The organism is Maritimibacter sp. (assembly GCF_016774595.1).
Taxonomy (GTDB): domain Bacteria; phylum Pseudomonadota; class Alphaproteobacteria; order Rhodobacterales; family Rhodobacteraceae; genus Maritimibacter; species Maritimibacter alkaliphilus.
This window is the reverse complement of the sequence record NZ_JACBWT010000002.1, coordinates 702,217-715,653: the sequence shown is the minus strand read 5'-3', so window position 1 is coordinate 715,653 and position 13,437 is coordinate 702,217. Positions and strand designations below refer to the sequence as shown.

Annotated in this window: 10 protein-coding genes; 5 read left to right on the top strand and 5 right to left on the bottom strand. The window is 64.5% G+C overall.

What is annotated here, in order from left to right; translation table 11 throughout:
* Positions 1 to 71: 71 nt before the first annotated feature.
* A complete protein-coding gene (gene groL / locus HOY44_RS14775) occupies positions 72 to 1,709 on the bottom strand; it encodes a chaperonin GroEL (RefSeq protein ID WP_040884601.1) in 1,638 nt (545 codons plus the stop codon).
* A gap of 33 nt (positions 1,710 to 1,742) precedes the next feature.
* Entirely contained in the window at positions 1,743 to 2,030 is a 288-nt protein-coding gene (gene groES / locus HOY44_RS14770; RefSeq protein WP_040884603.1) for a co-chaperone GroES, read from the bottom strand.
* A gap of 211 nt (positions 2,031 to 2,241) precedes the next feature.
* Here groES and HOY44_RS14765 point away from each other — a divergent pair, with 211 nt between their 5' ends.
* Both HOY44_RS14765 and HOY44_RS14760 read left to right on the top strand, forming a co-directional pair.
* Positions 2,242 to 2,694, top strand: coding sequence for a hypothetical protein (locus HOY44_RS14765; RefSeq protein ID WP_008330426.1), 453 nt, complete (start codon positions 2,242 to 2,244; stop codon positions 2,692 to 2,694).
* Positions 2,695 to 2,766: 72 nt separating this feature from the next.
* Positions 2,767 to 3,258, top strand: a complete 492-nt coding sequence (locus tag HOY44_RS14760) for a PaaI family thioesterase (protein WP_287435656.1) — start codon at positions 2,767 to 2,769, stop codon at positions 3,256 to 3,258.
* Here the strand turns inward: HOY44_RS14760 and HOY44_RS14755 are convergent.
* Genes HOY44_RS14755 through HOY44_RS14745 form a run of 3 tightly spaced genes read right to left on the bottom strand, consistent with a single transcriptional unit; the run spans position 3,230 to position 7,829 of the window.
* Complete coding sequence (locus tag HOY44_RS14755) at positions 3,230 to 4,342, bottom strand: T6SS phospholipase effector Tle1-like catalytic domain-containing protein (RefSeq protein ID WP_287435654.1); 1,113 nt, start codon at positions 4,340 to 4,342, stop codon at positions 3,230 to 3,232. The two genes, HOY44_RS14760 and HOY44_RS14755, sit on opposite strands and share 29 nt — an antisense overlap.
* 16 nt (positions 4,343 to 4,358) lie before the next feature.
* Complete coding sequence (locus HOY44_RS14750) at positions 4,359 to 6,647, bottom strand: xanthine dehydrogenase family protein molybdopterin-binding subunit (RefSeq protein WP_287435652.1); 2,289 nt, start codon at positions 6,645 to 6,647, stop codon at positions 4,359 to 4,361.
* 30 nt (positions 6,648 to 6,677) lie between these two features.
* Positions 6,678 to 7,829: a type III PLP-dependent enzyme gene (locus HOY44_RS14745; protein WP_287435650.1), complete on the bottom strand. Its 1,152-nt coding sequence runs from the start codon at positions 7,827 to 7,829 to the stop codon at positions 6,678 to 6,680.
* A gap of 117 nt (positions 7,830 to 7,946) precedes the next feature.
* Between HOY44_RS14745 and HOY44_RS14740 the strand changes: the two genes are divergently transcribed.
* The 3 genes from HOY44_RS14740 (at position 7,947) to HOY44_RS14730 (ending at position 13,351) form a co-directional block, all read left to right on the top strand.
* Positions 7,947 to 8,378: an Lrp/AsnC family transcriptional regulator gene (locus tag HOY44_RS14740; protein WP_138423527.1), complete on the top strand. Its 432-nt coding sequence runs from the start codon at positions 7,947 to 7,949 to the stop codon at positions 8,376 to 8,378.
* A 17-nt stretch (positions 8,379 to 8,395) separates the two neighbouring features.
* Positions 8,396 to 10,024 carry an alpha-D-glucose phosphate-specific phosphoglucomutase gene (locus tag HOY44_RS14735; protein ID WP_287435647.1) on the top strand — a complete coding sequence of 543 codons (1,629 nt, stop codon included), beginning with the start codon at positions 8,396 to 8,398 and terminating at the stop codon, positions 10,022 to 10,024.
* A 234-nt stretch (positions 10,025 to 10,258) separates the two neighbouring features.
* The gene (locus HOY44_RS14730; RefSeq protein WP_287435645.1) at positions 10,259 to 13,351 is read left to right on the top strand and encodes a valine--tRNA ligase; all 3,093 of its coding nucleotides are present in this window, start codon (positions 10,259 to 10,261) and stop codon (positions 13,349 to 13,351) included.
* Positions 13,352 to 13,437: the final 86 nt, after the last annotated feature.

Sequence of the window (13,437 nt, the reverse complement as noted above, 5' to 3'; positions counted from 1 at the left end):
GCTTCCGGTGCACGGCGCCCAGCGCCGCACACCTCTCGCGAGCCGCTTTTCCGCTTGAGCGGAAAAACCTCTTACATCATGCCGCCCATGCCGCCCATGTCGGGCATGCCGCCGCCGGCGCCTTTTTCTTCCGGCTTGTCCGCCACCATCGCTTCGGTGGTGATGAGCAGGCCAGCGATCGAGGCCGCGTCTTCCAGAGCGGTTCGAACCACTTTGGCCGGGTCGATGACGCCGAACTTGAACATGTCGCCATATTCTTCGGTCTGGGCGTTGAAGCCGAACTTGACGTCGTCGCTTTCGCGGATCTTGCCCGCGACAACGGCACCGTCGACACCGGCGTTTTCGGCGATCTGACGCAGCGGGGCTTCCAGCGCGCGGCGCACGATGGCGATACCGGCGTTCTGGTCGCTGTTCGCGCCTTCCAGACCGTCAAGCGCCTTGGCGCCCTGAACCAGAGCGACACCGCCGCCCACGATCACGCCTTCCTGCACGGCAGCGCGGGTCGCGTTCAGAGCATCGTCCACACGGTCCTTACGCTCTTTCACTTCGACTTCGGTCATGCCGCCGACCTTGATGACCGCAACACCGCCAGCCAGTTTGGCCACGCGTTCCTGCAGCTTCTCACGGTCGTAGTCCGACGAGGTTTCTTCGATCTGGGTGCGGATCTGAGCCACGCGGGCTTCGATCTCGGCCTTGTCGCCAGCGCCGTCGACGATGGTGGTCTCTTCTTTCGAGATGTTGATCGTCTTCGCGGTGCCGAGCATGTCCATCGTGACATTCTCGAGCTTCATGCCGAGGTCTTCCGAGATCACCTGACCGCCGGTCAGAACGGCGATGTCCTGAAGCATGGCCTTGCGGCGATCGCCGAAGCCCGGTGCCTTGACGGCAGCGATTTTCAGACCGCCGCGCAGCTTGTTCACGACGAGCGTGGCGAGGGCTTCGCCTTCCACGTCCTCGGCGATGATGAGCAGCGGCTTCTGCGACTGGATCACCTGCTCGAGCAGCGGAACCATCGGCTGAAGCGACGACAGCTTCTTCTCGTGAAGCAGGATGAAGCAGTCATCCAGCTCGGCGATCATCTTGTCGGCGTTGGTGACGAAGTAGGGCGACAGGTAGCCACGGTCGAACTGCATGCCTTCGACGACATCCACTTCGGTTTCCATGCCCTTGTTCTCTTCGACGGTGATGACACCCTCGTTGCCCACTTTCTGCATCGCGTCGGCGATGAAGCGGCCGATGGCGGTTTCGCCGTTGGCCGAAATGGTGCCGACCTGAGCGACTTCGTCCGAGTCGTTGACCGGGCGGGCAGCCGCCTGGATCGCTTCCACGACTTTCGTGGTGGCGAGGTCGATGCCGCGCTTGAGGTCCATCGGGTTCATGCCGGCGGCAACCGACTTCATGCCTTCGGTCACGATGGCCTGAGCCAGAACCGTGGCGGTCGTGGTGCCGTCACCGGCTTCGTCGTTGGTGCGGCTGGCCACTTCCTTGACCATCTGCGCGCCCATGTTCTCGAACTTGTCTTCCAGCTCGATCTCTTTGGCGACAGACACACCGTCCTTGGTGATGCGGGGGGCACCGAACGACTTGTCGAGAACCACGTTACGACCCTTGGGGCCGAGGGTCACTTTGACAGCGTTGGCGAGCGTGTTGACGCCGCGCAGCATCGCGTTGCGGGCATCGGTATCGAACTTGACGTCCTTAGCCATGATTAGCTCCTATCCTTGAATATCCGGGTCCGACGATCAGGCGATGATGCCCATGATGTCGGATTCTTTCATGATCAGCATTTCCTTGCCGTCGAGCGTGATCTCGGTGCCCGACCATTTGCCGAACAGGATCTTGTCGCCTTCTTTGACGTCCATCGAAATGCGGTCGCCATCTTCGTCCTTGGCGCCGGCGCCAACGGCCACGACCACGCCTTCAGCGGGCTTTTCTTTTGCGCTGTCGGGGATGATCAGGCCGCCAGCGGTCTTTTCTTCGCTTTCGACGCGCTCGACGAGCACGCGGTCATGCAGGGGAGTAAATGCCATTTCAGAGGCTCCTCAACTCTCGTTGTCCGGTATTGGCACTCACCGGGGGTGAGTGCTAACGGCGCATAGCTAGGGGTGTGAAACGGACCTGTCAACGTGTCGTGTGCGAAAAATTTTCGCTGCACCTGCAAAGGGAAGGCCCACGCGATTGACATGCGGCACGAGACCTATGGAAACTGGGCAGGACATTCAACCCGAACGGATTTGCCCCATGAAAATTGTTCTTATTTTCGCCGGCCTCACGGCCCTCGCCCTGCCGGCCTTCGCCCAGAACGAAGAGGTTCACCCCTATACCAAGGCCAATATCAGCCCGGTCGGCTTTTCCTACGAGGACGCCGCCGAGGACGGATGCTGGACCTCGGCCGCCGAAGCCGCCGGGATCGCCAAGGCGGCGCTGGAAGGTCAGGGGATCGCCTTCACCGAAGGCGACGACGCCAAGACGACCCTGCACCTTTTCATCGATGCCGAACGCTCGGGCGGCGGCTGCTATGGCAACGCCCGTATGGACCTGCGCGGCATGATCGAATGGGACGGCCAGCCGATCATGGCGGTCCTGCGCGAGGCAGGCGCGAACTTCATCGGACAGCAAAGCCTGAACGGCGTGGTGCCGATCCTGATCGACCATATCGTGAAATCCGATCTGGGCACCTTCCCGGACGAATGACCGGGTCGCGACCCCACGTCAGACTTGCCCGCCCGACCCGATCCCGAAAGGTTGTGCCGAGGAGGACCGCCCATGAACCGCGCAACCCGGATCGAAGACCTCGTGACCCCCGACAAGGCCCTGTCCATGTCGGGCCTCGACTACATGCGCGGCATCCTGTCGGGCGACCTGCCCGGCCCGCCCATCGGCGCCACCCTCGGCTATGAACTGCACGAGGTCGACGCGGGCCGCGTGGTGTTTCGCGGCACCCCGACCTTCGACTTCTGCAACCCGATGGGCACGGTGCATGGCGGCTGGTATGGCACGCTGCTGGACAGTTGCATGGCCTGCGCGGTGATGACCACGGTGCCCCAAGGGTCGACCTATACGACGCTCGAATACAAGATCAATATCGTGCGCCCGATCCCTCTCGGCACCGAGATCGAGGCGATCGGCACCACCCAGCACAGCGGCCGCTCCACCGGCGTCGCGAACGGCGAAATCCGGGGGGTCGCGGACGGCAAGCTCTATGCCACCGGATCGACCACCTGCATCGTCATGCAGATTGCGTCGCCTCGGGCGTGATCGGGTCGATCGGGTCCGGCATCTCGGGGTCCCAGTCCCGCTCCGAAGGATCGCGGCCCCGTTTGCGTTTCGCGCGCAGGACGAAGATTTTTCCCCAACCGTGGAACGTGCCCATCGACGGCGCGTCCGGGTTCGGCGGGAACCGCGCGCGCCAGCCTTCGGGCAGCGTCAGCCCGACCGCTTCGGCCCTTCCCAGCATCCAGTGCAAGGAGACGAAAGACCGGGGGCGCGCCGCCTTGAACGTGCCGATCTGCCCGCCCACGTCGCCGTGGCTGCCGGGAAACCAGACCTGCTCCACCCGGCCCGGATACTCCCCCGTCGTCTCCCAGATGAGCGGTTCATAGGCCGACCGCGTCTCATCCCGCGCCAGTGCGTGATAACCGTGCAGCACGTGGCGATCGAGGTTCGCGTCGTGGAACTTGTGCTTGTTCTCGTAGAGCCGCCAGATCAGCGGCCAGGTCAGGCCCAGCGCCTTCACCGTATCCCAGACGCCGATCATCTCGATTGTCGTGCTTTCGTGACAATAGGCCTGAGAAAACGCGCGCGAGGCGTCGCTGATCTCTTCGGCCTCGTAATGGCGATAGGCCTGCAAGACGTTGCGCTCGGTCGCATGTTCGGCCTTCAAAAGCCCGACTCGCCCGATCAGGCCCGACAGCGACCGGACCGCGAAGGCGCCGCGCGAATACCCGAAGAGATAGATCTTGTCGCCCGGACGATACCGGCTTGCCAGCACGCCGTAGGCCCGCCTGATCTGCCGATTGATCCCCTTTCCGGTCGCGACCGTCCACGCCGATTTCCACCCGCGCCACTGGATGCCCGCCTCGTAGTAGACCGAGATCTTGGCGCCATCCCCGGACCGCCGCACCTCGTCCATCAGGCGATAGACGAGGCCCGCGTTGGTCTCTTCCCCCGGATCGAGCGAGGACATGGTGCCATCGAGCACAATGACGTGGGTGACGGGTTCGCGCGCCGGTGTGTCGGCGCTGGCCGACAGCACCCGGCCGCGCAGCCATTTGCGAAAGCGGGTGAACCCGCCGTCGGTCAGCCCGTGAAGCGCCCGGTTGAGGCGGGTCTTCAGCGACATGACCGCACCGGAACCATCACTCGGCGTCCGTCAGCATCTGCCAGACGCGCAGGGGCGTATAGGGCATCTGCGGATCGCGCACGCCGCGCTGCCACAGCGCATCGGTGATCGCGTTGCCGATGGCGGCCATCGACCCGACCGTACCCGCCTCGCCGCAGCCCTTCATCCCCATGACGTTGGCGGTCGAGGGCACGGGTTCGGTGGTGAATTTCATGAACGGCGTGTTGTCGGCACGCGGCATGGCATAGTCCATGAACGAGGCGGTCAGAACCTGACCGTCTTCATCCGTCACGAGTTGCTCCATCATCAGCTGACCCATGCCCTGAACCACGCCACCATGCACCTGACCTTCAACGAGCAACGGGTTTATCATGTTCCCGAAGTCATCCGTCACGGTGTAGCGATCCAGACGGGTGACGCCGGTCTCGGGGTCCACCTCGACCTCGGCCACATGGGCGCCGTTCGGGAACGACCGCGCGGGCAGCTTGGCCGTCTCGGTGGTGCGCAGCAGATCGTCGCGGCCCTTGGCTTTCGCCAGCGCCGCCGCGTCCAGCATCGTCGGCGTCAGGTTCGACCCCTTGATGCGGAACACCTCGTCATCGAAGCTCACATCCTCGACCGCGACCTCTTCGACCTCGGCCAGAAACGCGCTGAACCCTTCGACAACCTTGGCGACCGTCTGAAGCGTCACGTTGTTCTGCACGGTGACCGAGCGTGACCCCCCGGTGCCGCCGCCGCGCGCGATCCGGTCGCTGTCGCCCTGCACGATCTCGATCCGGTCCACGGGGATGCCGGTCTGGTCCGACAGGAACTTGGCATAGACCGTTTCATGCCCCTGCCCGTTCGACTGCGTGCCGACATACAAAAGCGCCCGCCCGTCTTCGGTGAATTCGAGCGTCGCGTCCTCTTCGGGCGAACCGAGGATCGACTCGATGTAGTAACACAGCCCGATGCCGCGCAGCTTGCCCGCTTTCTCGCTGTCCTCATGCCGCTTGGCGTAGCCCTGAAGATCGGCCTCCTCGGCCACGCGCGACAGCACCTTGTTGAACTCGCCGACGTCATAGGTCTCGCCGACGATCGTGTCATAGGGGAAGGCATCGGGCGCGATGAAGTTGCGGCGCCGGATATCCCACGGGTCGATGCCCAGCGCGCGCGCGGCGCGGTCCATCATCGTTTCCAGCAGGTAAATCGCCTCGGGCCGCCCCGCCCCGCGATAGGCGTCGACCTGAACCGTGTTCGTATAGACGCCCTTGGTGTTCAGCCACGCGGTGCGAATGTCATAGACCCCGGTCAGAACGCGCGAGAACAACTGCGCCTGAATGCCCTGACCGAACTGGCCGTTGTAGGCACCGAGGTCCGACAGGCTTTCGACCTTGTAGGCGGTGATCCTGAAGTCCGTATCGAAGGCCAGTGTCGCGGTATGAGTCAACGCACGGCCCGCGTTGTCGGTGAGCAGCGATTCCGAGCGATCGGCAATCCAGCGCACCGGATGGTTCAGCACGCGCGCGGCATGAACCAGCACGATGTATTCGGGATACATCTGCCCCTTCATGCCGAACCCGCCACCCACGTCGGGGGTCGTCACCTTGAGATCGTCCTCGTCCATGCCCAGCGCCTTGGCGATCTGGCCCTTGGGCCCCCAGACACCCTGACCCGAAAACGCGAAATGCATCCGACCGTTTTCGATCGGCTCGGCGTAGGCCCCGCGCGGCTCCATCGACACGGCGGCGACCCGCGTATCGGCCACCTCGCAGGTCACCACATGGGCGGCGTCCGTAATCGCCGTTTCGGTCGCGTCGCGATCCCCGATCCCGAAGTCATAGGCGAGGTTGTCCGGCACGTCGTCATGCACCAGCGGACCGCCGGGCGCGATTTCCAGATGCGGGTCCAGTTCGTCGATGTCGAGTTCGATCATCTCGGCGGCGTCCTTGGCCACGTCGATGCTGTCGGCCACGATGAACGCCACCGCCTCGCCCACGAAGCGCACCTTGCCCTTGGCCAGCGGCGGCCGTTTCGGTGCCGCGCCCTTGGTCCCGTCGACATTGGTCATGCGCAAAGACCACATATCGAGCACCACGCCCGCCGCCTCCAGATCGTCGGCGGTGAGGATCAGATGGACACCGTCCAGGTCGCGCGCATCGTCCAGACCCAGTTCGGCAATCGTGCCATGGGCGACCTGAGAGCGCAGGAAATATCCGAAATACGCGTTTTCGGGCGCGACATCGTCGATATACCGCCCCTCGCCTTTCAGAAAGCGAACATCCTCAAGCCGAGTGAAGGATTGGGCCTTGCCGAACTTTTCCATGGTGACTCCCGCGCGACTACGCGGGTGACACTAGCTTTGCGTGGCGCGATGTCCACCCCGGCGCACCGTCACGATTTCATGTGCACCATACCCGTTGAACCGCGTGTTGGTCGCGGTCGAATAGGCGCCCATCCCGTCGAAGATCAGCACATCGCCTTCGCAAACCTCCGCGGGCAAGGCCACCTCGCCCGGCAGCCGGTCGAGGGAATCGCAGGTCGGCCCGTAAAGAACACGGGGCGACGGCGCGCCCCGGCGCGGCGTCCCGTCCGGCGCGACGACGCGCATCCGGCCGTAGGGCCCCATGATCGGCACCTCGGCAAGAAGCCCGTAGATCCCGTCGTTGAGAAACAGCGACCCGCAGCCCCGGATCGCCTTGACCCGCACGGCGAGCGAGAATGCCTCGGCCACCATCGCCCGCCCCGGCTCGCACACCAGATGCGGCCGGGTGTCGCCAAAGGCCCCGGCGACGGCCCCCGCGATTTCGGCAAAGATCGGTTCCAGCCGGGCACCCGTGCCGCGGTCGGAGGGAAAGCCCCCGCCGACGTTCAGCCGGGCAAGCGGCACGCCTGCCTTTCGCGAAATCTCGCCGCAGGTTTCGATGTAACGCGCCCAGGCCGCCGGATCTTCGCATTGGGTGCCGGGGTGGAACGTCATCGCGGGCACGTATCCCGCCGCCACGACCGCCCGCAGCAGGTCTACGCAACCCTCCGGTGGCTCCCCGAACTTGGCCCCGAAATCATAAGCCGCGCCCTTGACCGGCAGCGCCAGACGCACCGAAACCTCGACGCCCTGCGGCACACGGCCCTTGAGCTTTTCCAGCTCTCCGAACCCATCGATGGAATAGGACGCGACACCGGCCGCCACCGCCGCCTCGATCTCGGGAATGCTGCGCACCGGATTGTTGTAATGCAATGTGGCGAAGGGCACGACCTCGCGCACCAGTGCGATCTCGGCAGGCGACGCCACGTCGAAACTGGTCACCCCGGCCTGCGCCAGCGTGTCGATCACGCCGGGATTGTCGTTCGCCTTGACCGCATAGGTCACCAGCCCCGGAAACCCCTCACGAAACCGCCTCGCGGTCTCGGCCAGCGTTTCAGGCGAGAAATACAGAACCGGATGATCCGGCGTGGTGGCGCGCAGATGGTCGATCTCTGTCGCCCAGATGCGGGAATACCTGCTCATGTCGTTGCCCCTGTTCGCTTTTCTACCCAAAAGCGTGGGGCCGAATTCCGTCGATTCATAGCGACAGATCGGGCGTTTCGTGGTTTTCTTCCGTCATAACGACGAAAAGGCCGACAGATGGACGAAACCGACCGCCACCTCCTCGCCCGGCTCGGCGAGGATGCCCGCACCCCTGTGGCCACGCTGGCCCGTGACCTCGGTCTCGCCCGCTCGACCGTTCAGGCCCGGCTCGAACGGCTGGAACGAACCGGCGTGATCGCGGGTTACGCTCTCAGGCTGGGCGACGCGGTGCGGGCCGGTCAGATCCGGGCGACCGTCCTTCTGTCCCTCGACCCGCGCGCGACGCCTGCGGTCGTGAAACGGCTCGACCGGATGCCCGAGGTCGAGGCGGCGCACACCGCCTCCGGCCGCGCCGATCTGGTGCTCACGCTCGCCGCGCCCACAACGGCGGCGCTGGACCGCACGCTGGACGTCATCGGCGAGATTGACGGTGTAAAAGGGTCAGAGACGTTGATACACCTGTCTACAAAGATCCAACGCTCGGGCTGACAGGGAATTTCAGGACCATGCAGATCAAGACGCGCGCCACCCGACCGATCGACGGACAGAAGCCCGGCACCTCGGGCCTGCGCAAGACCACCGAGGTCTTTTCCCAGCCCGATTTCCTGCAAAACTACGTCCAGTCGATGTTCAACGTGGTCGAACCGGCGGGCAAGACCTATGTCATCGGCGGCGACGGGCGCTACTTCAACGATGTGGCCATCGCCAAGATGCTGCGCATGGCGGCTGCGAACGGCGTGAAAAAGGTCATCGTCGGGCGTGGCGGATTGCTCTCGACCCCCGCCGCCTCTCATCTCATTCGCAAGTATGAAACCGATGGCGGCTTCATCCTGTCCGCAAGCCACAATCCGGGCGGCCCCAAGGGCGACTTCGGCCTGAAATACAACATCCCCAACGGCGGCCCCGCGCCCGAGGCGATCACCAACGCGATCTACGAGCAGACGAAAACGCTCACCGAATACCACATCGCGCAGGACGACGCCCCCTCCATCACCGAAGAGGGGCGCTTCGCACTGGGCGAGATGGAGATCGAAGTCGTGGACCCGGTCACGGATTACGGGGCGCTCATGGAAACGCTGATCGACTTCGATGCGATCCGCGACCTGATCTCGCGCGGATTCACCCTGCGTTTCGACGCGATGCACGCGATTACGGGGCCATATGCTGTCGAAATTCTCGAACGCCGACTTGGCGCGCCGCATGGCAGCGTCGTGAACCGCCGCCCCTCGCCCGATTTCGGCGGCGGCCACCCGGACCCGAACCCGGTCTGGGCCAAGGACCTTGTCGATCACCTGATGGCCGAGGATGGACCGGACTTCGGCGCCGCCTCGGACGGGGACGGCGACCGCAACATGATCATGGGGCACGGCATCTACGTCACGCCCTCCGATAGCCTCGCCGTGATCGCCGCCAACGCGCACCTTGCGCCCGGCTATGCAGGCGGCATCGCGGGCATCGCGCGCTCCATGCCCACCTCGGGCGCGGCGGACCGGGTGGCCGAAAAGCTCGGCATCGAGGCGCATCAGACGCCGACGGGTTGGAAGTTCTTCGGCACCCTCCTCGACGCGGGCCGCGCCACGATCTGCGGCGAGGAAAGCGCCGGCACCGGATCGAACCATGTGCGCGAGAAAGACGGGCTCTGGGCCGTGCTCATGTGGCTGAACATCATCGCCGCGCGCAAACAGTCGGTGCAGGAGATCATGGACGATCACTGGGCCGAATACGGCCGCACCTATTACTCGCGCCACGACTATGAGGCGGTGGACAGCGACGTGGCGAACACCCTGATGGACGACCTGCGCGGCCGGCTGGAAACGCTGCCGGGCAAAAGCTTCGCAGGCCTCACCGTAATCGAAGCTCAGGATTTCGACTATACCGACCCGGTCGACAGCTCCCGCGCCACCGCGCAGGGGATCATTCTGAATTTTGAGGGCGGCGCGCGCGCCGTTCTGCGCCTGTCCGGCACGGGCACGCAGGGCGCGACGATCCGGCTTTACCTCGAAAACCACGAAGAGCCGTCGGGCAACCTCGCCCAAGACCCGCAAAAGGCGCTCGAAAGGGTGGCGCGCGCGGCGGATCAGATCTCAGAGCTTGAGCAGCGCACCGGGCGCGATGCCCCGGATGTCATCACCTGAGCACCTTCCGGCGCGGAAGATCCCCCGCCGACGAGTGGACTTACCTACCGCCGTTGACGTGAGCACAAAGCCAACGCCTCTGCCGCCACCCGGCTGATCGCGCTGCCAAGCCCACAGGCGCCAGAAAGCAGCGCGGGCGCCAGCCCGCACAATTTGGCAACGCCGCCTTCCCCTTGGCCGCGCCAGCCGCTATCACGCCTGCGACCGAAGCCACCCAAGAACGGGGATGAACCCATGGCCATGGACAAGACCTTCGACGCCAAGACCGCCGAGCCGCGTATTTCCGCACAGTGGGAAGAGGCGAAAGCCTTCGCCGCTGGTGCCAATGCCTCGCGCGATGAGACCTTCACCGTGATGATCCCGCCGCCCAATGTGACCGGCGCGCTGCATGTGGGCCATGCGTTCAACAACACGCTTCAGGACATCCTCGTGCGTTGGCACCGGATGCGCGGGTTCGACACGCTGTGGCAGCCCGGTCAGGACCACGCAGGCATCGCCACGCAGCTTCAGGTCGAAAAGATGCTGGCCGCCACGCAACAGCCCTCGCGCCGGGAACTTGGGCGCGAGGCGTTCCTCGACAAGGTGTGGGAGTGGAAGGGGCAATACGGCGGCACCATCGTCGAGCAGCTCAAACGCCTCGGCGCCTCCTGCGACTGGGACCGCAACGCCTTTACCATGGCCGGGGCCGATGGCGACCCGCGCACCGGGCACGAGAACTCGCCCAACTTCCATGACGCGGTCATCAAGGTCTTTCTCGACATGTATCAGAAGGGCTTCATCTATCGCGGCAAGCGGCTGGTGAACTGGGACCCGCATTTCGAAACCGCGATTTCCGATCTGGAGGTCGAGAACATCGAAGTGCAGGGCCACATGTGGCACTTCAAATACCCGCTCGCCGGTGGCGAGACCTACACGTACGTCGAAAAGGACGAGGACGGGAACGTCGTGCTCACCGAAGAGCGCGACTATATCTCCATCGCCACGACCCGGCCCGAAACCATGCTGGGCGACGGCGCGGTCGCGGTGCATCCCAAAGACGAACGCTATGCGCCCATCGTCGGCAAGTTCTGCGAAATTCCGGTTGGGCCGAAAGAGCACCGCCGCCTGATCCCAATCATCACCGACGACTACCCGGACCCGACCTTCGGCTCGGGCGCGGTGAAGATCACCGGCGCGCATGACTTCAACGACTACGCGGTCGCCACGCGCGGCGGCATTCCGATGTACCGGCTCATGGATATGGCCGGGCAGATGCGCGCGGATGGCGAGGATTATGCAACCTGTGCGACCCGCGCGCAGGAGATCGCGAATGGCGCGGCTTTCACCGGGGCCGAAGTCGATACCCTGAACCTCGTCCCCGACGATCTGCGCGGTCTGGACCGGTTCGAGGCGCGTGAGCGCGTCGTCGAGCAGATCAATGCCGAGGGGCTGGCGGTCACGACGACCAACGACGAAGGCGAGACGGTGCCTTACGTCGAGAACAAGCCGATCATGCAGCCGTTCGGGGACCGTTCGAAAGTGGTCATCGAACCGATGCTGACCGACCAGTGGTTCGTGGACGCCGAAAAGGTCGTCGGCCCGGCGCTGGACGCGGTGCGCGAGGGGCGCACCAAGATCATCCCCGAAAGCGGCGAGAAGACCTATTACCATTGGCTCGAAAACATCGAACCGTGGTGCATTTCGCGCCAGCTTTGGTGGGGGCACCAGATCCCGGTCTGGTACGGGCTCGACCTGTCCTACGAGGATTACGTCAGCGCCGACGGCGATCTGGACGAGATCGAAATGCTCAAGGTGCTGATGGGCGGCCTCGTCCACCGGGGCGAGGTGCATCACGCCGCCGAAAGCTTCGAGGGCGTCGTCGATGCCTTCATGGACGAAATCGCGGACACCCCGGTTCCGATCAGCCACATGCGCATCGTCGAAGTGGCCGACAAGAAAGAAGCCATCGACGTGCTGGCCGAGACGCTCGCCACCTATACCGTCGATCAGGACCCGTCCAAGCTGGTCTATCCGGTCTGGCGCGACCCCGATGTGCTCGACACCTGGTTCTCGTCCGGTCTATGGCCCATCGGGACGCTGGGCTGGCCCGAAGAGACGCCGGAACTGGCGAAGTATTTCCCGACGGACGTGCTGGTCACGGGCTTCGACATCCTGTTCTTCTGGGTCGCGCGCATGATGATGATGCAGCTTGCCGTGGTCGAGAAAGAGCCGTTCCACACCGTCTATCTTCACCAGCTCGTGCGTGACGAGAAGGGCAAGAAGATGTCGAAGACGACCGGCAACGTGATCGACCCGCTGGAAATCATCGACGAATACGGCGCGGATGCGCTGCGGTTCACCAACGCGTCCATGGCGGCGATCGGCGGCGTGCTGAAGCTGTCGGAAGAGCGGATCAAAGGCTACCGGAACTTCGGCACGAAACTGTGGAACGCGGCGCGGTTCGCAGAGATGAACGATTGCAAGCCGGTGCCGGGGTTCGATCCGGCCAGCGTGAACGCGACCGTGAACAAGTGGATCGTGGGCGAGACCGCGCGGGTGCGCGAACTGGTGGACGAGGCGATCACCGCCTACCGCTTCAACGACGCGGCCAACGGACTTTACGCCTATGTCTGGGGCAAGGTCTGCGACTGGTATCTGGAATTCGCCAAGCCGCTTCTGGCATCCGACGATGCGGCGGTCGTGGCCGAGACGCGGGCGACGATGGCCTGGGTCATCGACCAGTGCCTGATCCTGCTGCACCCGATCATGCCCTTCATCACCGAAGAGCTCTGGGGCCAGATCGCCGCGCGCGACACGCTGCTCGTCCATCAGGACTGGCCGACATACGGCGCCGACCTGATCGACGCGGATGCGGACCGGGAGATGAACTGGGTCGTGAAGCTGATCGAAGACGTGCGCTCGGCCCGCGCCCAGATGCACGTGCCCGCTGGCCTAAAGATCCCGATGATCCTGCGCGATCTCGACGCCGCGGGTCGGGCCGCCTTTGCCACCAATGAGACGCTGATCTTCAAGCTCGCGCGGATCGACAGCGTGACCGAGATGGCCGATCTGCCCAAGGGCTGCGTGACCATCCCGGTCGAGGGCGGCACCTTCGCCCTGCCGCTGGCCGACATCATCGACGTGGACGAGGAAAAGGCGCGGCTGGAGAAGAGCATCGGCAAGCTCGAGAAGGAGATCGGGGGGCTGAAGGGCCGCCTGAACAACCCGAAATTCGCGGAGAACGCCCCCGAGGATGTGGTGGCCGAAGCGCAAGGCAACCTCGACGCACGTGAAGACGAGGCCGCCAAATTGCGCGAGGCGCTGGCGCGTCTGTCGGAACTAGGCTGAGGGATTGCGCCGGGGCTGACGCCCCGTCGCGGTGGCTCGCTACGCTCGCGGGCGGCGACCTCGCCGGGTCGGGTCGGCGGTGAGGT

What these genes read in the sequence shown, in the direction of transcription:
- groES (WP_040884603.1), bottom strand. Translation starts at nt 2,030, where the DNA reads ATGGCATTTACTCCCCTGCATGACCGCGTGCTCGTCGAGCGCGTCGAA.
- HOY44_RS14765 (WP_008330426.1), top strand. Translation starts at nt 2,242, where the DNA reads ATGAAAATTGTTCTTATTTTCGCCGGCCTCACGGCCCTCGCCCTGCCG.
- HOY44_RS14760 (WP_287435656.1), top strand. Translation starts at nt 2,767, where the DNA reads ATGAACCGCGCAACCCGGATCGAAGACCTCGTGACCCCCGACAAGGCC.
- HOY44_RS14755 (WP_287435654.1), bottom strand. Translation starts at nt 4,342, where the DNA reads ATGTCGCTGAAGACCCGCCTCAACCGGGCGCTTCACGGGCTGACCGAC.
- HOY44_RS14750 (WP_287435652.1), bottom strand. Translation starts at nt 6,647, where the DNA reads ATGGAAAAGTTCGGCAAGGCCCAATCCTTCACTCGGCTTGAGGATGTT.
- HOY44_RS14745 (WP_287435650.1), bottom strand. Translation starts at nt 7,829, where the DNA reads ATGAGCAGGTATTCCCGCATCTGGGCGACAGAGATCGACCATCTGCGC.
- HOY44_RS14740 (WP_138423527.1), top strand. Translation starts at nt 7,947, where the DNA reads ATGGACGAAACCGACCGCCACCTCCTCGCCCGGCTCGGCGAGGATGCC.
- HOY44_RS14735 (WP_287435647.1), top strand. Translation starts at nt 8,396, where the DNA reads ATGCAGATCAAGACGCGCGCCACCCGACCGATCGACGGACAGAAGCCC.
- HOY44_RS14730 (WP_287435645.1), top strand. Translation starts at nt 10,259, where the DNA reads ATGGCCATGGACAAGACCTTCGACGCCAAGACCGCCGAGCCGCGTATT.